This window comes from Chelatococcus sp. HY11 (genome assembly GCF_018398335.1).
Taxonomy (GTDB): domain Bacteria; phylum Pseudomonadota; class Alphaproteobacteria; order Rhizobiales; family Beijerinckiaceae; genus Chelatococcus.
Genome location: NZ_JAHBRX010000001.1, coordinates 1,805,838 through 1,827,445, shown reverse-complemented (window position 1 = coordinate 1,827,445; position 21,608 = coordinate 1,805,838). Strand labels below are relative to the sequence as shown.

The 21,608-nt window shown below is 65.6% G+C and carries 13 protein-coding genes and 1 riboswitch; of the genes, 6 read left to right on the top strand and 7 right to left on the bottom strand.

The features are described 5' to 3' along the window. Positions 1 to 58: 58 nt before the first annotated feature. Together KIO74_RS08480 and gcvP are read left to right on the top strand one after the other, a co-directional pair. Complete coding sequence (locus tag KIO74_RS08480; protein WP_213331595.1) at positions 59 to 1,855, top strand: ABC transporter permease; 1,797 nt, start codon at positions 59 to 61, stop codon at positions 1,853 to 1,855. Between the two features lie 28 nt (positions 1,856 to 1,883). Next, positions 1,884 to 1,975, top strand: a riboswitch (glycine riboswitch). Positions 1,976 to 2,208: 233 nt separating this feature from the next. Continuing rightward, on the top strand, positions 2,209 to 5,082 hold the full coding sequence (gene gcvP, locus KIO74_RS08475; protein ID WP_213331594.1) for an aminomethyl-transferring glycine dehydrogenase: 2,874 nt from the start codon (positions 2,209 to 2,211) through the stop codon (positions 5,080 to 5,082). Positions 5,083 to 5,407: 325 nt separating this feature from the next. Here the strand turns inward: gcvP and KIO74_RS08470 are convergent, their stop codons facing one another. Then, positions 5,408 to 6,904: a CoA-acylating methylmalonate-semialdehyde dehydrogenase gene (locus tag KIO74_RS08470; RefSeq protein ID WP_213331593.1), complete on the bottom strand. Its 1,497-nt coding sequence runs from the start codon at positions 6,902 to 6,904 to the stop codon at positions 5,408 to 5,410. A gap of 307 nt (positions 6,905 to 7,211) precedes the next feature. Between KIO74_RS08470 and KIO74_RS08465 the strand changes: the two genes are divergently transcribed. Beyond that, positions 7,212 to 8,093, top strand: a complete 882-nt coding sequence (locus KIO74_RS08465) for a LysR family transcriptional regulator (protein ID WP_213331592.1) — start codon at positions 7,212 to 7,214, stop codon at positions 8,091 to 8,093. Here KIO74_RS08465 and KIO74_RS08460 read toward each other — a convergent pair. Then, a complete protein-coding gene (locus tag KIO74_RS08460; RefSeq protein ID WP_213331591.1) occupies positions 8,090 to 9,586 on the bottom strand; it encodes a cryptochrome/photolyase family protein in 1,497 nt (498 codons plus the stop codon). The genes KIO74_RS08465 and KIO74_RS08460 overlap by 4 nt on opposite strands. 366 nt (positions 9,587 to 9,952) lie before the next feature. On the opposite strand from KIO74_RS08460, the gene KIO74_RS08455 reads away from it, so the two are divergent. Continuing rightward, positions 9,953 to 12,322, top strand: a complete 2,370-nt coding sequence (locus KIO74_RS08455; RefSeq protein WP_213331590.1) for an oxidoreductase — start codon at positions 9,953 to 9,955, stop codon at positions 12,320 to 12,322. 159 nt (positions 12,323 to 12,481) lie between these two features. Here KIO74_RS08455 and KIO74_RS08450 read toward each other — a convergent pair whose 3' ends face one another. From KIO74_RS08450 to KIO74_RS08435, 4 genes are read right to left on the bottom strand one after another with little or no spacing between them, the layout of a single operon-like run. Further along, entirely contained in the window at positions 12,482 to 13,657 is a 1,176-nt protein-coding gene (locus KIO74_RS08450) for an acyl-CoA dehydrogenase family protein (protein ID WP_213331589.1), read from the bottom strand. A gap of 1 nt (position 13,658) precedes the next feature. Beyond that, the gene (locus KIO74_RS08445) at positions 13,659 to 14,510 is read right to left on the bottom strand and encodes an enoyl-CoA hydratase family protein (RefSeq protein ID WP_213331588.1); all 852 of its coding nucleotides are present in this window, start codon (positions 14,508 to 14,510) and stop codon (positions 13,659 to 13,661) included. Next, the gene (locus tag KIO74_RS08440; protein WP_213331587.1) at positions 14,507 to 15,025 is read right to left on the bottom strand and encodes a MarR family winged helix-turn-helix transcriptional regulator; all 519 of its coding nucleotides are present in this window, start codon (positions 15,023 to 15,025) and stop codon (positions 14,507 to 14,509) included. Before KIO74_RS08440 ends, KIO74_RS08445 begins: the two co-directional genes overlap by 4 nt. Next, positions 15,022 to 15,756 (bottom strand): SDR family NAD(P)-dependent oxidoreductase, encoded by a 735-nt coding sequence (locus KIO74_RS08435; RefSeq protein ID WP_249730907.1) that lies wholly within the window; start codon positions 15,754 to 15,756, stop codon positions 15,022 to 15,024. Before KIO74_RS08435 ends, KIO74_RS08440 begins: the two co-directional genes overlap by 4 nt. A gap of 203 nt (positions 15,757 to 15,959) precedes the next feature. Here KIO74_RS08435 and putA point away from each other — a divergent pair, with 203 nt between their 5' ends. Then, the gene (putA, locus tag KIO74_RS08430) at positions 15,960 to 19,859 is read left to right on the top strand and encodes a trifunctional transcriptional regulator/proline dehydrogenase/L-glutamate gamma-semialdehyde dehydrogenase (RefSeq protein WP_213331585.1); all 3,900 of its coding nucleotides are present in this window, start codon (positions 15,960 to 15,962) and stop codon (positions 19,857 to 19,859) included. A gap of 211 nt (positions 19,860 to 20,070) precedes the next feature. Here the strand turns inward: putA and KIO74_RS08425 are convergent, their stop codons facing one another. Further along, the gene (locus tag KIO74_RS08425; RefSeq protein WP_213331584.1) at positions 20,071 to 20,703 is read right to left on the bottom strand and encodes an energy transducer TonB; all 633 of its coding nucleotides are present in this window, start codon (positions 20,701 to 20,703) and stop codon (positions 20,071 to 20,073) included. Positions 20,704 to 21,032: 329 nt separating this feature from the next. Between KIO74_RS08425 and KIO74_RS08420 the strand changes: the two genes are divergently transcribed. Further along, positions 21,033 to 21,605, top strand: coding sequence for a GNAT family N-acetyltransferase (locus KIO74_RS08420; RefSeq protein WP_213331583.1), 573 nt, complete (start codon positions 21,033 to 21,035; stop codon positions 21,603 to 21,605). Positions 21,606 to 21,608 lie beyond the last annotated feature (3 nt).

Here is a 21,608-nt window from a genome sequence, read left to right as displayed (position 1 = left end):
GTTCAAGCCGCGGCCCTGCGCAAGGGCTGCGGCTTCGTGCTGTATCAGAGCCCTCTGAATGTTTATCGGGTCTTCCGCACCTACCAATCGGACCGGCGTGACATACGGCCGGGCAGCGGCGCGTGCCGGCACGCGCGGGCCGCACGGGCGCGGCTGGCTTTTCGCGGGGATGGCTGTCGCTCTTGTCGCGCTGGCCCCGATCCTTGCCATCGTGGCGGTTGCCGGCGGCGCGGCGGAGAGCGTCTGGCCACATCTTGTTGCTTATGTCTTGCCTGAGGCCATTCGCCAGACGGCCATGCTGGTGACGGGGGTCGGTATCCTCGTCATCGTCATGGGAACGTGCCTCGCGTGGCTCGTCGTCGCGTATGATTTTCCCGGCCGCCGCTTGCTGGAATGGGCACTGCTGCTGCCGCTCGCGATGCCGACCTATATTGTCGCCTATGTCTATCTCGACGTGCTGCACCCCATCGGCCCCGTGCAGAGCGTCCTGCGCACGGTGCTTGGGATCACCAACCCGCGCGATCTGAGCTTTCCCGACGTTCGCTCGATGGGCGGATGCATCATTCTCCTCAGCTTCGTTCTCTACCCCTATGTCTATGCCTCGGTACGGGCGACCTTCCTCGTGCAGGCCGGCGGGGTGGTCGAGGCTTCGCATTCCCTCGGTGCGGGACGTTTCCGAACCTTCCTGTCCATCGCGGTCCCCCTGGCCCGTCCGGCGATCGTGGCGGGAGCCACGCTTGCTCTCCTTGAAACCCTGAACGATATCGGTGCGTCGGAATTTCTCGGCGTCAGAACGCTGACGGTGTCAATCTACGCGACCTGGATCAACCGCTCGAGCCTCGCCGGCGCGGCGCAGATCGCATTGTTCATGCTCGCCGTCGTCATCACCCTCGTCGTGATCGAGCGCATCGTTCGCCGGCACGCCGACTACGCCGATGCCGAGCCCGGGAGGCTCAAGCCAAAGCAGCTCACGGGGTGGGCCGCCATGGCCGCGATGTCCATCGCCGCGCTGCCGGTCCTCGTCGGCTTCGTCGTTCCCGTGCTGCACCTGTGCAACGAGGCCTACAAGCGCCTGCGTTTCGCTGGCTTCTCGCACAGCCTCGTGGATGCGATCCGCAATACCGCCTCCCTCGCGCTCGTCGCGACCGCCGTGACACTCGCGCTCGGCGCCTGTGTGATTGTCGCGCTGCGGCTCGCCGCCCACCGCAGCCCGAGTGACGTGCGGCGCGCCGGGCTGGCGGCGCGGGTCGCAAGCCTAGGCTACGCGGTGCCCGGTACCGTCCTCGCCATCGGCCTGATGGTGCCCCTCGCCACCATCGACAACACGATCGACGCGGCTTTGCGCGCGAGCTTCGGCATTTCGACGGGACTGATCCTTTCGGGAACGGTCGTTGCCCTGATCTATGCCTATGCCGCGCGCTTTCTCGCTCTCGCTGTGGGTGGACTGGAGGCGGGGCTCGCGAAAGTGCCGCTCACCCTCGATGATGCGGCGCGAACGCTTGGCGCCCATTCCGGCGGGCTGATCAGGCGCATTCATCTGCCGCTTCTGTGGCCGGCGATCGCCTCCGCCGCCATTCTCATTTTCGTCGATTGCATGAAGGAGCTGCCAGCCACCCTGTTGCTGCGGCCGCTTGACTTTGAGACGCTCGCAACCCAGCTCTACGCGGAGGCCTCACGCGGTACCTATGAGGATGGGGCGATTGCGGCCCTTCTCATTGTCCTTGTCGGCTTCCTTCCGGTGGTGTGGCTGGCACGGCTCAGCCGTCATGGCTTTGTGCGGTCGCGCCGTGCGACATCGGGTCGTGCCGACGATATTGATGGGGACTTGTCCGCCGGGCGCCAACCTGGCTTTTGACTTCCTGGCTGTTTTGAGTAGCTTGCAGCCGGCAGCAGCGGGAGAGACTCGGCCTTTGGGTCGAGCGCCGAAGGAGCAACCGCCCCGGAATCTCTCAGGCAAAAGGACCGCTGCCGCGCGACTACATCTGGAAAGAGAGGCCCGGAGCCCAGCGCTTCGTGCATCCGCCGACGGGATAACGCTCTCAGGCAAAGAAACAGATGGGGCACCACGGAGGCCGCGAGGCCGAAGGCGGTAAGCCATGGTCCGGCGAGATCCCGGTGATCTCCGGTCCATGATTTGCTTCCTGAGGCGCGAGGTCCTTCCGGGTCCGCCATTCTGAGCCGCCTGACCCTGCGCCCGAGGTGTTATTGATGACCGATCCCGAATTTCTCCTCAGCCGGACAGGCTCCGGCTTCGCCCGCCGCCATATCGGTCCGTCCGCGGCCGATATCGCCTCGATGCTGCAAACCGTCGGCGGAGGTAGTCTGGGCGGCCTCATCAATGAGACGCTTCCCCGTGCCATCCGGCAGGAAAAGCCGCTCGATTTCGGGCGTGGACTTACGGAGCGCGAGGCGCTTGCCGAGCTCGGCCGGGTTGCGGCGCAGAACGAGGTTTTCACCTCGCTTATTGGACAGGGCTACTACGGCACGCTGCTGCCGGCTGTGATCCAGCGCAACATCCTTGAGAACCCGGCCTGGTATACGGCCTACACGCCTTACCAGCCGGAGATCAGCCAGGGCCGGCTCGAGGCCCTGGTCAATTTCCAGACCCTGATTGCCGATCTGACGGGCCTCGACGTAGCCAATGCCTCGCTGCTGGATGAGGGCACGGCCGCCGCCGAAGCCATGGCCATGGCCAAGCGCGTTGCGAAATCGAAGGCCAATGCCTTCTTCGTCGATGCCGGATGCCATCCGCAGACCATCGCCGTCATCCGTACCCGCGCGGAGCCGCTCGGCTGGAAGGTCATCGTCGGCGATCCTGAAAAGGATCTTGATCCTGCCGCCGTCTTCGGCGCCATCTTCCAGTATCCCGGCACTGACGGCCATGTGCGCGATCTTCGCCAGACGATCGCAGCGGTCAAGGGCGCTGGCGGCATCGCCGTGGTGGCGGCTGATCTGCTCGCTTTGACCCTTCTTGCCTCTCCGGGTGACCTTGGCGCTGATCTGGCGATCGGCACCAGCCAGCGCTTCGGCGTGCCGATGGGCTTCGGCGGCCCGCACGCCGCCTTCATGGCGACCCGCGACGCCTACAAGCGCTCGTTGCCCGGCCGCCTTGTCGGCGTATCCGTGGATGCGCGCGGCGCGCCGGCCTATCGTCTGGCACTGCAGACGCGCGAGCAGCACATCCGCCGTGAGAAGGCGACGTCCAATATCTGCACGGCGCAGGTTCTGCTCGCCGTCATCGCCTCCATGTATGCCGTCTATCACGGCCCCGAGGGCCTGAAGGCGATCGCTGAGAGCGTCCACGCCAAGGCCGCGCGCCTGGCGGCGGGCCTGTCGCAGATCGGGCATGCGGTCGAGCAGGGCGCCTTTTTCGACACGGTCACCGTCCGGGCCGGCAGCCGGCGGGACGAGATCATCGCCCGCGCCCGCGAGGCCCGGATCAATCTACGCGTCTATCCCGGTGAAGAGGGACGCATCGGCATCAGCCTCGACGAGACCACGACCGATGCGACGGTCGAGGCCGTATGGGCTGCCTTCGGCGGCACCATGAGCTACGGCAGCGTGCTTTCCGAGGCCAAGCTGCCGCAGGCCCTGCTGCGCCAGTCGCCTTATCTGACGCATCCGGTGTTCCATCGTTATCGCTCCGAGACGGAGCTTCTGCGCTACATGCGCAAGCTCTCCGACAGGGATCTCGCGCTCGACCGCGCCATGATTCCCCTCGGGTCCTGCACCATGAAGCTGAACGCCACGGCGGAGATGATCCCGATCACCTGGCCGGGCTTTTCCTCGCTCCATCCCTTCGTGCCGGCCGAGCAGGCGAAAGGGTATGCCGCGATGATCCGCGACCTCGAGGCCAAGCTCGCCGAGGTGACGGGTTATGACGCGGTTTCGCTGCAGCCGAATTCCGGCGCGAACGGCGAATATGCGGGGCTTCTCGCCATCCGCGCCTACCACCAAAGCCGGGGCGAGGGACACCGCCGCGTCTGCCTCATCCCGTCATCCGCCCATGGCACCAATCCGGCCTCTGCGCAGATGGTCGGCATGGAGGTCGTGGTCGTCGCCTGTGACGCCTCCGGCAATGTGGATCTCGCCGATCTCACCGCCAAGGCCGAGGCGCATCGCACCGACCTTGCCGCGATCATGATCACTTATCCTTCGACGCACGGCGTGTTCGAGGAGCATATTCGCGATATCTGCGACGTGGTGCATGCCAACGGCGGTCAGGTCTATCTCGATGGCGCCAATCTCAACGCGCAGGTCGGACTGTCGCAGCCGGGTAAGTATGGCGCCGATGTCAGCCACCTCAACCTGCACAAGACCTTCTGCATCCCGCATGGCGGCGGCGGCCCCGGCGTCGGCCCCATTGGCGTGAAGGCGCATCTGGCGCCGTTCCTGCCGGGCCATCCCGAGCGCGCCGATCTCGGCGGGGTTGTCGGACCGGTCTCGGCAGCACCCTTCGGCTCGGCGTCGATCCTGCCGATCTCCTGGACCTATATGCTGATGATGGGCGGCGAGGGGCTCGAACTGGCGACGTCGGTCGCGATCCTTAACGCCAATTACATCGCCTCGCGCCTCGGCGCGTATTATCCCGTGCTCTACGCGGGCAACAACGGCCGGGTCGCGCATGAATGCATCCTCGACCTGCGCCCGCTTAAGGAGACATCGGGCGTTACCGTCGACGACGTCGCCAAGCGTCTGATCGACTTCGGCTTCCACGCGCCGACCATGAGCTTCCCCGTACCGGGCACGCTGATGATCGAGCCGACGGAATCGGAATCGAAATACGAGCTCGACCGGTTCATCGATGCGATGATCGCCATTCGCGGCGAGATTCGCGCTGTGGAGGAGGGCCGCTGGCCGGTGGCGGAGAGCCCGCTGCGCAATGCCCCGCATACGGTGCACGACCTCGCCGACGACAACTGGAACCGTCCCTACAGCCGGACGGAAGGCGTGTTCCCGATGGGCACCCAGCGTCAGGACAAGTACTGGTCGCCGGTCAACCGCGTCGACAACGCCTATGGCGACCGCAACCTCGTCTGCTCGTGCCCTCCGATGGAGGACTACCAGCAGGCGGCGGAGTAGGGGTTGGACGTTCGGCGCCACGGCGCCATGCCGGCGCGGTCGAAGGCCGCGCCGGGAGAATTATGTCACTGTGCTCGATAGCGCGTAGGGCTTATGGATTCCCTTCCCGGCGCTACGCGCCGCCGGGAATGACACCCTGCTGATCCACCTGCGCTTCCGTCTCATCCCCGGCGACCGGCGAAGCCGGTCGGGAAGGGGATCCATGAACATCGCGCTAGCCTGTCGATCAATACAGTGATCATGGATCCCGGGTCCGGCCTTTGGCAGCCCCGGGATGACCAGCGTGGTTTGCGTTGTCACCCCCGCCGTGAGGCGGGGGATGCCTTCACCCCATCGTCGGAATGGAGAATTCCGCGCCTTCCTTGACGCCGGACGGCCAGCGCGAGGTCACGGTCTTTGTCTTCGTGTAGAAGCGGACCGAATCCGGGCCGTGCTGGTTGAGATCGCCGAAGCCCGAGCGCTTCCAGCCGCCGAAGGTGTAATAGGCGATCGGAACGGGGATCGGCACGTTGATGCCGACCATGCCGACATTGACCTTTGCCGCGAAATCACGAGCCGCGTCGCCGTCACGGGTGAAGATGGCGACACCGTTGCCGTATTCGTGCTCGGACGGCAGGCGCAGCGCCTCGGCATAGTCCTTAGCCCGCACCACCGAGAGCACCGGGCCGAAGATCTCTTCCTTGTAGATGCGCATGTCCTCGGTGACGTTGTCGAAGAGGCAGCCGCCCATGTAGAAGCCGTTCTCGTAGCCCTGCATCTTGAAGTCGCGGCCGTCGACCGCGAGCGTGGCGCCTTCCTTCAGCCCGATGTCGACGTAGTTCTTGACGCGCTCCAGGGCCTCGCGGGTGACGAGCGGGCCGTAGTCGGCGGAGAGGTCGGTCGAGGGGCCGATCTTCAGGGCCTCGACGCGCGGGATCAGCTTGTCCATGAGGCGGTCGGCGGTTGCCTTGCCCACGGGCACGGCAACCGAGATCGCCATACAGCGCTCGCCGGCCGAGCCATAGCCCGCGCCGATCAGTGCATCGACCGTCTGGTCCATGTCCGCGTCCGGCATGATGATGGCATGGTTCTTGGCGCCGCCGAAGCACTGGGCGCGCTTTCCGGTCGCGGCCGAGCGCTGGTAGATATATTCGGCGATCGAGGACGAGCCGACGAATCCGACGGCCTTGATATCGGGATCGTCGAGGATGGCGTCGACCGCCTCCTTGTCGCCGTTAACCACATTGAGGATGCCGGCCGGCAGGCCGGCCTCGATCATCAGTTCGGCGAGCCGCATCGGGACGCCCGGATCACGCTCTGACGGCTTCAGGATGAAGGCGTTGCCGCAGGCGATGGCCGGGGCGAATTTCCACATCGGGATCATCGCCGGGAAGTTGAAGGGCGTGATCCCGGCCACGACGCCGAGCGCTTGGCGCATCGAATAGATGTCGATGGAGGGGCCGGCGCCCTCCGTATATTCGCCCTTCATCAGATGCGGGATGCCGATGGCGAATTCCACCACCTCGAGGCCCCGCTGGATGTCGCCCTTGGCATCGGGAATGGTCTTGCCGTGCTCACGCGCCAGCAGTTCCGCCAGGCTGTCGTATTCGGCCTGCGCAAGTTCCAGGAATTTCATCAGCACCCGGGCGCGGCGCTGCGGATTGGTGGCGGCCCACGCCGGCTGGGCGGCCTTGGCGTTCTCGACAGCGACCCGGAGTTCAGCCTTGGAGGCGAGCGCGACCTTGGCCTGCACCTCGCCGGTCATCGGCTCGTAGACGTCGGCGGTCCGCCCCGACGTGCCGGCCACGTTTTTCCCGCCGATGAAATGTCCGATCATGCGCATAGGTTTCCTCCCGATCATTTGTCCAGATCCGTCCGGCAGAACGGCGCTAGCGCGCCAGTCTGCCACCAATCGTGCATCGGAGCTTGCTCTCTCTAGTCATGCACAGCAATGGCGAATATTCCGCATTCAAATTGCAGAATTTGGCGTAAGGTGGGATTCCCCTCCCCCTCTCCCTCGGGGAGAGGGACGCCAGTCATTAAGCGGAGAGCATCGTAGGGCGCGGGTCACCCCTCCCGGGTGGGGAGAGGTCGGCTCGTGAGCCGGGTGAGGGGGGTGGACATGTGTGACACCTTCAGGAGACAGGTGATTGGATTGGGACCACGCACGGGTGTTTCTCGCTGTGGCGCGGTCGGGCCAGATGCTGGGCGCCGCCCGGCGGCTGGGGCTTGACCACGCCACCGTCAGCCGCCGGCTGGCGGCTCTCGAGACGGCCTTGAAGACGAAACTCGTCGAGCGCAGCACGCTCGGCTGCGTGCTGACGCCGGCTGGCGAACATTTCCTCACCGTGGCCGAGCGCGTCGAACATGAGATGGCGGACGCGCAGGCAGCGCTCGCCAACGCGGATCTCGCGCTGGCGGGCGCCGTGCGCGTCGGCGCTCCAGACGGCTTCGGCACCTATTTTCTCGCCGAGCGCTTCGGCCCCTTCATCGCGCGCCATCCGGATCTCATCATCCAGCTCGTGCCGCTGCCGCGCACCTTCTCCCTGTCGAAGCGCGAGGCGGATATCGCGGTTACGCTCGAGCGCCCCGAGAAGGGCCGCCTCGTATCGCGCAGCCTGACCGACTACGGCCTTAGCGTCTATGCAGCGCGCAGCTATTTGGACAAGGCGCCACCGCTCGCGGCCGAGGGGGACCTCGCCGCCCATACGCTGATCACCTATGTCGATGACCTCATGTTCAGTCGCGCCCTGGACTATTCCGCCGACCTCGCCGCCGCTACCTCACGGCGTTTCGAATGCGCGAGCGTTACCGGGCAGATGGAAGCCGTCCGCGCGGGCGTCGGCATCGGGGTGCTTCACGACTACGCGGCCCGTCGCTACCCCGAACTGGTGCGGGTCCTGCCGGATATCCGCTTCTCCCGCAGCTACTGGCTCGTGATGCATGCCGAGGGCCAGAAACTCCGCCGGGTCGCCGCCGTGGCGGACTTTATCGCGGCCGAGGTCAAGGCGAATCGACGGCTGTTCGCTTAGGCTCCGGTTCTCTCCGCACGCACATGCTCATAGGCGTCGAGCGCGCGCCTGCGCGCGGCATCGTGGTCGACGATAGGGCGCGGATAACTCTCACCAAGGACGACGCCCGCCTTCTCCAGCACTGCCGCCGGCGCCGCCCAGGGCTTGTGCAGCCATGTGTCGGGGAGGTCCGCGAGCTCCGGCACCCAGCGCCTGACATAGGCCCCGCGGGCGTCGAAACGTTCACCCTGAAGCGTCGGGTTGAACACGCGCACATAGGGGGCCGCGTCGGCGCCGCAACCGGCCACCCATTGCCAGTTGGCGGGATTGGACGCCGCGTCCGCATCCACGAGGGTATCCCAAAGCCATTCCTCCCCCCGCCGCCAATCGATACCAAGATGCTTGATGAGGAAAGACGCGATCACCATCCGCACGCGGTTATGGACGATCCCCTCATGCCAAAGCTGGCGCATGCCAGCGTCGACGAGGGGGTAGCCGGTCTGTCCGCGCCGCCATGCCGCCTCGCCCTTGGCATCGTGCCGCCATGGCATCGCGTTGAACGCGGCATCAAGAGGCCGGCTCGCGATATCCGGCTGGTGAAAAGCAAGACTGGCGCAGAATTCCCGCCATATCAGCTCCGAGAGAAACTTCTCGATATCGCGTCCCGGCACCGTGCCGGCTTCAAGCGCATGAGCCGTCGCATGCCAGATCTGGAAGGGGCTTATCTCGCCCGATCTGAGATGCGGGGACAATCCGGAGACGTGACTCTTGGCCGGAAAATCCCGTCCCTCGGCATAGCCCCTGAGGCCTTCATCGATGAAGTCGCTGAGACGCGCGATCGCACCTCCCTCACCGGGAGACCAGGCGTCACGCAGCCCGCGGGCCCAGTCCGGCTCCGGATTGGGCTTTTGGCCAGGCATAAGGCCCCAGTCCTCCAGGCGGTCGGAGGCAATCCCACCAGGCCCGGGCGACAGCTGGCGGGGCGCCGGCAGCGGCGCCCTCGGCGGCCCCATGGCACGGAGGGCTTTCGCGAAGGGGGTGTAGACCTTGAAGGGCGAGCCGGACTTGTTCTTGAGGGCGAAGGGCTCCGCAAGAAGATTGGCCTGCAGGCTGCTGACCTCGATGCCGAACGCGGTGAGCGCGGCCTTGATGGCGGTGTCGACGGCCACCGCAGTCGGCTCGTAGCGCCTGTTCCAGAAAACGGACGCCACCCCCGCCTTCACGCAGAGTTCGGTCAGAACGTCGCGCGCCGGTCCACGCCGCAGGATGAGACGCCCCCCCTTGTCGGCGATGGCAGCCGCGAGGGCCGCGAGGCTGTGATGAAGCCACCAGCGGGCGGCGGCGCCGGGCAGGCGCGGTCCGTCCAGGCCCTCTTCCAGAATATAGAGCGCGATGACGGGCGCGCCCGTATCGAGCGCCTTGCGCAGGGCCGGATTGTCTGCGAGGCGCAGATCGTTGCGGAACCACAGAAGGGCAGGGGGCTTTTTGCTGGATGACGGCGTGTTGGATGACATGGATCAATCAATACGGGTCTTCCGGCTGAGGGCAATGCTTCGCCGAAAAGGCTTGTCTTCGCGAGCCCATTTTCGTGAACCGGCCGGTGCGCAACAGCCGGACCCGCGCTGGGTAACGGTCGAAATCGGCATTTGTTTCAATGACGTGAAAGAGAAGGTTGAATCATTGTGGGCGCAGGCGAGGTGCTGAATCGGAATCTGAACATGCGGCGCCAACCGACTCCACTGATTCCGCAATCTGCCATGGTTGAATCAAAATCTGAAGTTAGCCGGCTTTGGCGTGCCTTCTCCATCGATGGTCGTTGTCAGCGAGATACTTTAAGTATAAAATAATTGACGTCGCAGCTTGAACGCGGGGCATCAGCCATGAAGATCACGGTAGTGGGGGGCGGGCCGGGTGGCCTGTACAGTGCGCTTCTGACCAAGAAGGCACGGCCGGATTGGACCATCGAGGTCTTCGAGCAGAACCGCGCGGATGACACCTTCGGCTTCGGCGTGGTGTTCTCGGATGACACGCTGGAGGAATTCCTCTCGCGCGATCCGCAGTCCTATGAGCGGATCCGGGACCATTTCGCCTATTGGGACGACGTCGCCATCCACTACAAAGGGAACGAGATTCGCTGCGCCGGCAACGGATTCTGCGGCATCTCGCGCCAGGAACTGCTCTCCCTTCTACAGCAGCGCTGCCGCGAGGAAGGCATCGCGCTCACCTTCTCCGAACGCATCGATCCGGCCGATCTCAAGACACGTTTCGCGGGCTCTGACATCATCATCGCGGCCGACGGCATCAATTCGCCGATCCGCGAGCATTTCCGCGATTCCTTCCAGCCCAGCACGACGCTGAAATCCAACCGCTTCTGCTGGATGGGCTCGACGCGTCCCATGGACGAGTTCAACTATTTCTTCCGGGAAACCGAGCACGGCGTCATCTGCGCCCACACCTACCAGTATGAGGCGGGCCGCTCGACCTGGGTGTTCGAGATGGACGAGGCCTGCTGGCAGGGGCACGGCTTCTCGGAATTCGACGAGGAGGGGTCAAAGGCGAAGCTCGAGGCCATCTACGCCGAGGAACTCCAGGGCCATCCGCTCCTGCTCAACCGCTCGAACTGGCGGCGCTTTCCGCGCATCTTCTGCGAGAATTGGTGGCACGATAACATCGTCATCCTCGGCGATGCCAAGGCCTCGGCCCATTTCTCCATCGGCTCCGGCACCAAGCTCGCCATGGAATGCGCCATCGGCCTGTCGGATGCCATTCTCGCCCATGCCGAGGAAAGCGTGGAAAAGGCTTTCAAGGCCTATGACGCGACGCGGCGCACCCCTTGCCAGATCGTGCAGCACAACGCCGATGTGTCGCTCGCCTGGTTCGAGCATATGAACCGCGCGTTCGACATGGAGCCGATGCAGTTCGCCATGGTGGTGATGTGCCGGGCGAAATCGATCACCTACGACAACCTCATCGTGCGCGACCCCACCTTCGTGGAGAAGGCTGACACCGAGTTCTACGAGCGGCTCTATCGCGAGACCGGTGACGATTATCGCAAGAGCCGCCCCACGCCGATGTTCACCAAATTCCGCCTACGCGGCATGGAAGTGCCCAACCGCGCGGTCATGGCGCCGATGGCGCAATATTCGGCCGATGTAGACGGGAATCTCACCGACTGGCATCTCGTCCACTACACGTCACACGCGCTGGGTGGCATGGGGCTGATCTTCGTGGAGATGACCTGTCCGTCGCCGGACGCGCGCATCACCCCTGGCTGTCCCGGGCTGTGGACGGATGAGCACGAGGCGCAGTGGAAGCGCATCGCTGATTTCGTCCACGCGCATTCCGCCGCCAAGATCGTGATGCAGCTCGGCCATGCCGGCCGCAAGGGCTCGACCCAGCTCGGCTGGGAAAAGCCCGATTATCCGCTGGCCGAGGGCAACTGGCCACTCTACTCCGCTTCAGCGCTGCCGTGGTTCGATGGGATCAGCCAGGCGCCGGAGGCGCTGGACCGTGCCACAATGGACCGTATCAAGGCGGATTTCGTGCAGGGCGCCGAGCGCGCGGCGCGCGCGGGCTTCGACATGCTGGAGCTGCACTGTGCTCACGGCTATCTCTTCGCGTCCTTCCTGTCGCCGTTGACCAACCACCGCACGGACGAATATGGCGGTTCCATCGAAAACCGCCTGCGCTATCCGCTGGAGGTCTTTGCTGCCATGCGGGCCGTCTGGCCGGAGGATCGGCCGATGTCGGTGAGGATCTCCGCGTCCGACTGGAAGGACGGGGGCATCTCGGAGGCGGACACCTTCGCGATCGCCGAGGGCTTCCGCGACGCCGGCTGTGATCTGATCGACGTCTCTGCCGGCCAGACGGTGCCGGACCAGGAGCCGGTCTACGGCCGCATGTTCCAGGTGCAGTTCGCGGAGGCGATCCGCAATGTGCCGCAGATGGCGACCATGGCGGTCGGCGCGATCACCGAGCCGGGCCAGATCAATACCATTCTCCACACCAGGCGGGCCGACCTCGTGGCGCTGGCGCGCCCGCATTTGTGGAACCCCTACTTCACCCATCAGGCCGAGGCCTGGTACGCCGCGCGCAACCAGTTCTGGCCGAAGCCCTATCTCGCCGGCCGCAACCAGGCCCATCGCGAGATGGAGAAAACCCGCGAGAAGCAGATCGCTCTCCAGATCAAGGCGCGGCCCGCCCGCCATGCGCGGCCGGAGAGCGAGGAGCGGTCGCTCGCCGCGGAGTAGGGCGCGGTTTCACCTCTCCCCGGCGGGGAGAGGTCGGCACGCAGGGCCGGGAGGGGGGATGGTGACTGCCGTCCCCCCTCATCCTGTCCTTCTCCCCGCCGGGGAGAAGGGACGCTCACGAGAGCTGTCGCGGGGATCCGGACGGCAGGGATGTCAGGCCTATCCCGCCGCGAAATCTGCCAGCGTCTGGCGAGCGATGATGACTTTCTGCACGTCGCTCGCGCCCTCGTAGATGCGCAGCGCGCGGATGTCGCGGTAGAGTTCCTCGACCTTCGAGCCCACCCGCACGCCGTCACCGCCATGCAGCTGCACGGCCGCGTCGATGACGCGCTGAGCGTTCTCGGTCGCGACGAGCTTGGCGAGGGAGGCCTCGCGGGTGATGCGCGCGGCGCCGTTGTCCTTGGTCCAGGCGGCGCGATAGACCATCAGCGCGGCCGCTTCCACATCCGTCACCATATCGGCGATCGTGCCTTGCACCATCTGCAGATCCGCGAGCGGGCCGCCGAAGAGCTGGCGTGTCGTCACCCGCTGCAGCGTCTCGTCGAGTGCCCGGCGTGCGAAGCCGAGCGCCGCGGCACCGACTGTCGAACGGAACACGTCGAGCGTTGCCATGGCGATCTTGAAGCCCTCGCCCGGCTTGCCGATGCGATTGGCCACCGGCACGCGGCAGCCGTCGAAGGCGAGGCGAGCGAGAGGATGGGGAGCTATGGTGTCCAGCCGCTCGGCGATGGTGAAGCCCGGCGTGCCCGCTTCCACCACGAAAGCCGACATACCCTTCGTACCAGGGCCTTCGCCGGTGCGACAGAAGACGACATACTGGTCGGCGATCCCGCCGTTGGAAATCCAGGTCTTCTCGCCGGTGATCCGCACATGGTCGGGGCCGTCCGGCTCGGCGGTCGTAGCCAGCGCCGCGACGTCGGAGCCGGCGACCGGCTCGGTCAGCGCGAAGGCGGCGATCGCCTCGCCGGCGGCGACGCGCGGAAGGTAGCGGGATTTCTGCTCATCGGTGCCGAACAGGCAGATGGGGCCTGAGCCGAGGCCCTGCATGGCGAAGGCGAAGTCCGCGAGGCCATCGGCATGGCCCAGCGTTTCGCGGATGAGACAGAGCGAACGCACGTCGAGCGTCTCGGCCTTGCCGCCATGTGGGGCGATGACGGCATGGCGCAGGATGCCGGCGCGGCCGAGCGCATCCACCAGCCGGCGGCAGGAGCCATCCACCTCGTGGTGATCGACGAGGCCGGGCACGGTCTCCCTGGCGAAGGTCGCGATCTCATCCCGAAGCGCACGGTGGGAGGGCGTGAAGAACGGCCAGTCGAGAAAACGCGTATCGACCATCTCAATCGCCCTTGAAGATCGGCTTTTCCTTCGCGACGAAGGCGTGATAGGCGCGGGCGAAATCCTCGGTCTTCATGCAGAGCGCCTGGGCGACCGCTTCCGCCTCGATGGCGTCGTCCACACTCATCGCCCACTCCATATGCAACATCCGCTTGGTGATGCCATTGGCGAAGGTGGGGCCTTCGACGAGGCGTTGCGCGAGCAGGGCCGCTGCATCGTCGAGCTCTTCCGCCGGCACGATGCGGCTGAAGAAGCCCCAGCGCTCACCCTCGTCCGCGCCCATGGCACGGCCGGTGAACAGGAGCTCCGCGGCGCGGCTCTGGCCGATGATGCGGGGAAGAATGGCACAGGCGCCCATATCGCAGCCGGCAAGGCCAACGCGGTTGAACAGGAAGGCAACCTTGGCTTCGGGTGCCGCGAGGCGCAGATCCGAGGCCATCGCCATGATGGCTCCAGCCCCGACGCAGATGCCATCGACCGCGGCGATGATCGGCTGCGGGCAGGCGCGCATGGCCTTGACGAGATCGCCGGTCATCTCCGTGAAGCGCAGGAGATCCACGGCCTTCATCGCGACAAGCGGCCCGATGATGTCATGCACGTCACCCCCGGACGAGAAATTGCCACCCTCGCCACTGACGATGAAGACCTTGACTTCGTCGTCCGTGCGCGCGGCACGGAAGATCGCCGTCAATTCGGCATAGGACTCGAAGGTCAGCGGGTTCTTGCGCTCGGGCCGGTTGAGCGTGACCCGCGCGATGCCACCGGATACGCTCAGCAAGACATGCTCCGCCTGATAGGCGGAGAGGGGGCCTGCGACAACAGCACCTCCAAGCCTTATACCGCTCGCCGTCATTGTTCCTCTCCCCGCTTGATACCCGCCCGGACCGATGTCTTCAGCTTGCCGAGCAGGTTCATCAACTGATCGATCTCGGCCGGGTCGAGATCATCGAACATCCGGCCGATCCATTCACCGTGTTCATCCGCCATGGCCTTGAAGGTGCTGCGTCCCTCCTCGGTCATGCGCACGATCTGCGTGCGCCTGTCCTGCGGCAGGGCCGTGCGGGTCACGTGGCCGCTGGCGAGCAGGCGCTCGACGATAGCCGTGACATTGCCGGCTGACACCATGAGGCGTTTGGAAACCTCCCCGAGAACCAGTCCGTCCTCAGCCTTTTCAAGCTGGGCGAGCAGATCGAAGCGGGGCAGCGTGAAGTCGAAATCGTCACGCAGCTTCCTGCGGATTTCGTTCTCGATCAGGGTCGTGCAGGTCAGGAGGCGAAGCCACAGGCGAAGTTCGGCACGATGGTCGGCAGGGGCCTCCGCGACCTTGGTCTCGGCATCGATCCAGGGCTCGACATCGGTTGTGCTCACACTTCACCTCCGGCAATCATGATGCACTGCCCGGTGACGGCCGCCGCGCCGTCACTCGCGAGCCAGACAGCGGCGCTCGCGACCTCTTCAGGTTTGATCAGACGTCCCATCGGATTGGAAGCCGTGAAATGCGCCTTGGCCTCCTCGGGCGAGCGATTTGTCTTGGCAACGATGCTTTTGACGCTGTCGGCTACCAGATCCGTATCCGTATAGCCGGGGCAGACGGCATTCACGGTGACTCCGGACTTCGCCATTTCCAGTGCAACCGCGCGTGTCAGCCCGACGACGGCGTGCTTGGCCGCCACATAGGCGGACACATAGGCATAGCCCTTCACGCCCGCCGTGGAGGCGACATTGATCACGCGCCCAAAGCCGCGCTCCACCATCCCGGGCATCGCGGCGCGCATCGCCTCGGCGGCGCTCTCCACATTGAGCGCCATCATGCGCCGGAAGAGTTCGCGGTCGCTTTTCAGGAAAGGTGCGGTGCCGGCGCCGCCGGCATTGTTGACGAGAATATCGAAGCCGCTCCCGGCGATCGCGGCGAGCTGTGTCGCGTCGGTGACGTCAAGGGTCTCGCCTCGCGCGGCGATACCTTCGGCGACGGCCGCGTCCAGTGTCTCGCGGTTGCGTCCGACAATGGTGACCTCGTGGCCGGCCGCCGTCAGCGCCGCGGCGATGGCTCGCCCGATGCCCCGACTTCCCCCCGTTACCAGCGCGCGCCGCTTTGCCATCATGCATCCAATGTTTATCGGCTGATTGGCGCGAAGTGTAGACCGGCATCTGAATAGTTCAAGCTCAAAATAATTGGCTGCGCCCTGGCGCCGGGCCGGCACTATAGCCTTGCCGCTTGGGGTTGCACTAGGGTTGCACCGTGACTGCCATGAGGGTATAACCCGTATCGAAAAATTGGGTTGCGCTTCCCTGGGGTGAGAGCATGCAGAATACGACCATAGGCGTGAAGGTCAGCGACGAGTTGAAGTCGCGGCTCAAGGCCGCCGCCGAGCAGGTTGGCCGTTCTCCTCATTGGCTCATCAAGCAGTCTCTGGTCGCCACGATCGAGCGCATCGAGCGTGGGGAATTGCGCGATTTCGGCGCGGAGGCCCCCTTCGCGCTTGATGTGTTGGATACGCCTGAGGAGCCGGAGCAGGGCCCGCGCCCGTTCATCGCCTTCGCGCAGTCGATCCAGCCGCAAAGCGTGCTGCGAGCCGCCATCACCTCGGCCTATCGCCGGCCGGAGCCGGAATGTCTGCCGGCGCTGATTGCCGGCGCCACCTTGTCGCCGCAGGCGGCCGAACTCGCTCGTGGACGCGCCCGCGATCTGGTGCTGGCATTGCGCGCCAAGAATGACGGCGGCGGCGTCAAGGGGCTCATCAACGAATATTCGCTGTCGAGCCAGGAGGGCGTCGCCCTCATGTGCCTGGCCGAAGCATTGCTGCGTATTCCCGACAAGCCGACGCGCGACGCGCTGATCCGCGACAAGATCGCGTCCGGCGACTGGCAGACCCATGTCGGCCAGAGCCCTTCGATGTTCGTCAATGCCGCGACCTGGGGCCTTGTCGTCACCGGCAAGCTTACGTCGACCACCAGCGAGGGCGGATTGTCGGCGGCGCTCACCCGTCTGATCGGCCGGGGCGGCGAACCCCTGATCCGCAAGGGCGTGGACATGGCGATGCGCCTGATGGGCGAGCAGTTCGTCACGGGCCAGACTATCGGCGAGGCGCTGGCCAACAGCCGCTCGCTGGAGGCGCGCGGCTTCCGCTATTCCTACGACATGCTGGGCGAGGCGGCGACGACGGCTGAGGACGCGGCCCGCTACTACGCCGACTACGAGCAGGCGATCCACGCCATCGGCAAGGCCTCCAACCGGCGCGGCATCTATGAGGGGCCGGGCATTTCGATCAAGCTGTCCGCCCTGCACCCGCGCTATAGCCGCGCGCAGGCCGACCGTGTGATGACCGAGCTTCTGCCGCGCGTGAAGGCGCTGGCGGTGCTGGCGCGCGGCTACGACATCGGCCTCAATATCGACGCGGAGGAGGCCGACCGGCTGGAGCTGTCGCTCGACCTCCTGGAATCGCTCTGCTTCGATCCTGATCTCGCCGGCTGGAACGGCATCGGCTTCGTGGTGCAGGCCTACCAGAAGCGCTGCCCCTTCGTGATCGACTATCTCATCGATCTCGCCCGCCGCAGCCGCCACCGCATCATGGTACGTCTGGTGAAGGGCGCCTATTGGGACAGCGAGATCAAGGCGGCCCAGGTCAACGGCCTGGAAGGGTTCCCTGTCTTCACGCGCAAGGTGCACACGGACGTGTCCTACGTCGCCTGCGCGAAGAAGCTTCTGGCCGCGCCGGATGCTGTCTTCCCGCAGTTCGCGACACATAACGCCCGCACGCTGGCGACCATCATGGCGATGGCCGGCGAGAACTATTATGCCGGCCAGTACGAGTTTCAGTGCCTGCACGGCATGGGCGAGCCCCTCTATGACGAGGTGGTCGGCCCTGCGAAGCTCAACCGGCCATGCCGTATCTATGCGCCGGTCGGCACGCACGAGACGCTGCTCGCCTATCTCGTCCGGCGTCTTCTGGAGAACGGCGCCAATACCTCCTTCGTGCACCGCATAGCGGACAAGGCGGTACCTGTGGATGAGCTCATCGTCGATCCGGTCGAGGAGGCGCGCGCCATCGAGCCGATTGGCGCGCCTCATGCCAAGATAGCGGCGCCGCGTGAGCTCTATGGCCGCGAGCGTCCGAATTCGGCCGGCCTCGACATCGCCAACGAACAGCGGCTTGCCTCTCTGTCGGCGGCGCTCCTTTCCAGTGCCGAGGCAGCCTGGACCGCCCGGCCGATGCTCGGCGACGGTCCGGTGGATGGCGTGGCACAGCCGGTGCTCAATCCAGCCGACCGGCGCGACCAGGTCGGCACGGTGATCGACGCGGACGCCGCCACGGCGGCACGCGCCGCTGCACTCGCGGCCGCGGCTGCGCCGATCTGGGAGGCGACCCAGACCGACGAGCGCGCCGCATGCCTTGAACGGGCGGCCGACATCATGGAAAGCCGGATGCCTACGCTGATCGGCCTCATTGTCCGTGAGGCCGGCAAGTCCTTCGCCAATTCGATCGCCGAGGTCCGTGAGGCGGTGGATTTCCTGCGCTACTACGCCGTCGAGGCCCGCAGCCGGCTGAATGGCAACCACTATCGCCCGCTCGGGCCGATCGTCTGCATCAGCCCCTGGAACTTCCCGCTCGCCATTTTCACCGGCCAGGTCGCCGCCGCCCTCGCGGCCGGCAATCCGGTGCTGGCGAAGCCCGCCGAGGAAACGCCTCTGATCGCCGCTGAAGCCATTCGCATCCTGCGCGCGGCGGGTATCCCTGAAGCGGCGCTGCAGCTTCTGCCGGGCGATGGCAAGGTGGGCGCGGCGCTAGTTGGCGACAGCCATGTGCGCGGCGTCATGTTCACCGGATCGACCGAGGTGGCGCGGCTTATCCAGGGGCAATTGGCCGAGCGCCTGCTGCCCGATGGCCGGCCAGTACCGCTGATCGCCGAGACCGGCGGCCAGAACGCGCTGATCGTCGATTCCTCCGCGCTCGCCGAGCAGGTGGTGACCGACGTTATCCAGTCCGCCTTCGACAGTGCCGGCCAGCGCTGCTCGGCGCTGCGCATTCTCTGCCTGCAGGAGGATGGCGCCGACCGGACCCTGACCATGCTGAAGGGCGCGCTGAAGGAGCTCACCATCGGCAACCCCGACAATCTCTCCACGGATGTCGGGCCGGTGATCACGGCGGAGGCGCGCGACAACATCCTCGCCCATGTCGACACCATGCGGCAGCGTGGCCGGCGCGTCGAGGAGAGCGCGCTCTCGGACGAGGCCAAGCATGGCACGTTCGTGGCGCCGACACTGATCGAGATCGACAGCATCGCCGATTGCGAGCGTGAGGTGTTCGGTCCCGTGCTGCACGTGCTGCGCTACAAGCGCGACGACATCGACCGGCTCATCGCGGACATCAACGCCACCGGCTATGGTCTCACCTTCGGCCTGCACACCCGCATCGATGAAACGATCGCCCAGGTGACGAGCCGCATCGAGGCGGGCAACCTCTATATCAACCGCAACATCATCGGCGCGGTGGTGGGTGTGCAGCCGTTCGGCGGATGCGGTCTTTCCGGCACCGGCCCGAAGGCCGGCGGCCCGCTCTATCTCGGCCGCCTGCTCGCCGTTCGGCCGGCGGAGCCGCAGCCCATCCTGCGCACGCGTGAGCCGGACGCGGGGGCGATCAGCTATCGGGACTGGTTGGCCAGCGAGGGCCTGAATACGGAGGCCGCGCGCGTCACGGCCTATATCCAGCAGGCGCAGGTCGGCGGATCCATCGAGCTCCGCGGCCCGGTCGGGGAGCGTAATGTCTATAAGCTGAAGCCGCGCGGACGCATTGCGGCGCGCGCGCAGACCGAGAGCGGGCTCATGCTGCAGCTTGGGGCCATACTGGCGACGGGCAGCAGCGCTGTCATCGCGAAATCAGGTGAGGGCGCCAACTCAGGCGAGGGGATCAAGCGCATCGCCGCCTTGCCGGAGGCTCTGAAGCGCCGCGTGTTTCTCGCGGATGACCTCGCGGGAGCCGAAATGGCGGCGATGCTGTTCGAGGGCGACAGCGACGCCTTGCAGGCCGTCAACCGCGAGCTCGCGGCCCGTGCCGGCGCGATCGTCGGCCTCCAGGGCGCATCGACGGCGGGGCTCGCCTCAGGCGCAGAGGACTACTGTCTGGATTGGTTGATGGAGGAAGTGTCCATCAGCACCAATACGGCGGCTGCCGGCGGCAACGCGAGCCTCATGACGATCGGCTGACCGTTCTCAAGGTCCTGATTGGGAGAGCCTGGGTGGGCCATCGGCCAACCCAGGCTTTTGCGTTGGAACGATCCTGAGTAGATCTGGGCCGACGGCGATTGCGTCTGCACTTTCCGCAAGCATGGCTCGCGCTCCGGCGCTCCATTCCTGGGACGAGCGAGGCCGGGAGGTGCGGAAGACCTCAGTACGTCTTCCGGATACCAGAGAATAATTATTGGGGCGGTGGCAGGGTCAGCGAGGGCGGCGTCTGAAGTGCCTCCCGGGCCGCAGGCTGCCGCTGCTGGGGCGCGGGACGTGCCGCCGCCGGGCGACGCGGCTCCGTGCGTTCGGTCTGTTGGCGGCGGGGCGCAGGCGCGGGCTTCGCTGGCTGTTTGACGGCGGGCTTTCCTGGCGCGGCGGCAGGTGATGGCGCTGCCGGCACGGGTTCAGGATCCTTCAGCCGGAAATTGATGGGCAGGGTTACGGTGGCGGCGATCGGCTTGCCGTCCTGGCTCGCCGGCGAGAAGCGCCAGCGGCGCACTGCGAGTACCGCCGCCTCGTCGAGCAGGGCGACATTGCTGCTGCGCGCAATGCCGATCTGCCGCGGGATACCGCCTTCGTCGACCCTCACCTGCAGCAGGACCGTGCCTTGCTGGCCGGTCTGGCGCAAGGTTTCCGGATAGGCTGGCCAGTTCTTCATCACGTCGCTGGGGTTGGGGCGAGGCGGGACGATAGGTGCCACGGCCGCCTGAGCGGCGCCCGCACCGGCCTGGGGCTGCTGTGCCTTAACGCCGGATGCGTTTGCTGCCGCAAAGCCGAGTACGAGTAACCCGATAAGGACGTGAGGTGCGCGGTAAGGTATCATGTAGGCATGAATATACCGAACGCCGGCGCAGGTCGAGGGCATTAGCCTGATTTTCAGGAAATAGACCTCTGTGGTGGAATGTCGAATATTACCGTCAGGACGATCTGTTCTTAAATAGAAGAATTTAAAACTGGGGTCATCTCCATCAATGCCACGGGATGTGTTTCGCGCACCTTGGGTTGGCCTGTCTTCATGCCAGCCGATCCCATGCTATTCCATCGCGTGGCAAGCCATCCTACGCCAAATGAATCCCGCGCCTGCGTCGAAACCGCCGCTTGCCGCACGGGCAAAAAGGGCGTTTCTCGACGCGGTCAAGAGAGGAGCATGGGATGGACGACCGGGGCATGGCCAGCATAGTCGGGGTGGAGGCCCCCGGCGTGCGTGACGCGGAGGAGGCCGACATGGCCGCCGTGCAGGCGATTTATGAGCATCATGTCCTCAAGGGGCTCGCCACATTCGAGGAGGTGCCGCCCGACGTCGCGGAAATGCAGCGGCGACGGCAGGAGGTTCTTAAGCTCGGCTTGCCTTATCTCGTCGCGGAGAGCGCGGGCAAGGTGGTCGGCTACAGTTATGCGACGACCTATCGCCCGCGCGTCGCTTATCGCTTCACTGTCGAGGATTCGATCTATGTCGCCGACGGGCTCGGCGGCAAGGGCATTGGCCGCGCGCTGCTGCGTGAGCTGATCACGCGCTGCGAGGCCGGACAATGGCGCCAGATGCTGGCGGTGATCGGCGATTCCCGCAACGCGGGCTCCATCGGGCTCCACACGAGCCTTGGCTTCACGTTCATAGGTACATTGCCTGCCGTCGGCTTCAAATTTGGCGGCTGGGTGGATAGCGTGCTCATGCAGCGTTCGCTTGGCGAAGGTCAGACGACGTTGCCACAGACCATTCACCGCTGATTT

What these genes read in the sequence shown, in the direction of transcription:
- KIO74_RS08425 (WP_213331584.1), bottom strand. Translation starts at nt 20,703, where the DNA reads ATGATACCTTACCGCGCACCTCACGTCCTTATCGGGTTACTCGTACTC.
- KIO74_RS08450 (WP_213331589.1), bottom strand. Translation starts at nt 13,657, where the DNA reads ATGGTCGATACGCGTTTTCTCGACTGGCCGTTCTTCACGCCCTCCCAC.
- KIO74_RS08460 (WP_213331591.1), bottom strand. Translation starts at nt 9,586, where the DNA reads ATGTCATCCAACACGCCGTCATCCAGCAAAAAGCCCCCTGCCCTTCTG.
- KIO74_RS08445 (WP_213331588.1), bottom strand. Translation starts at nt 14,510, where the DNA reads ATGACGGCGAGCGGTATAAGGCTTGGAGGTGCTGTTGTCGCAGGCCCC.
- gcvP (WP_213331594.1), top strand. Translation starts at nt 2,209, where the DNA reads ATGACCGATCCCGAATTTCTCCTCAGCCGGACAGGCTCCGGCTTCGCC.
- KIO74_RS08470 (WP_213331593.1), bottom strand. Translation starts at nt 6,904, where the DNA reads ATGCGCATGATCGGACATTTCATCGGCGGGAAAAACGTGGCCGGCACG.
- KIO74_RS08480 (WP_213331595.1), top strand. Translation starts at nt 59, where the DNA reads ATGTTTATCGGGTCTTCCGCACCTACCAATCGGACCGGCGTGACATAC.
- KIO74_RS08420 (WP_213331583.1), top strand. Translation starts at nt 21,033, where the DNA reads ATGGACGACCGGGGCATGGCCAGCATAGTCGGGGTGGAGGCCCCCGGC.
- putA (WP_213331585.1), top strand. Translation starts at nt 15,960, where the DNA reads ATGCAGAATACGACCATAGGCGTGAAGGTCAGCGACGAGTTGAAGTCG.
- KIO74_RS08435 (WP_249730907.1), bottom strand. Translation starts at nt 15,756, where the DNA reads ATGGCAAAGCGGCGCGCGCTGGTAACGGGGGGAAGTCGGGGCATCGGG.
- KIO74_RS08455 (WP_213331590.1), top strand. Translation starts at nt 9,953, where the DNA reads ATGAAGATCACGGTAGTGGGGGGCGGGCCGGGTGGCCTGTACAGTGCG.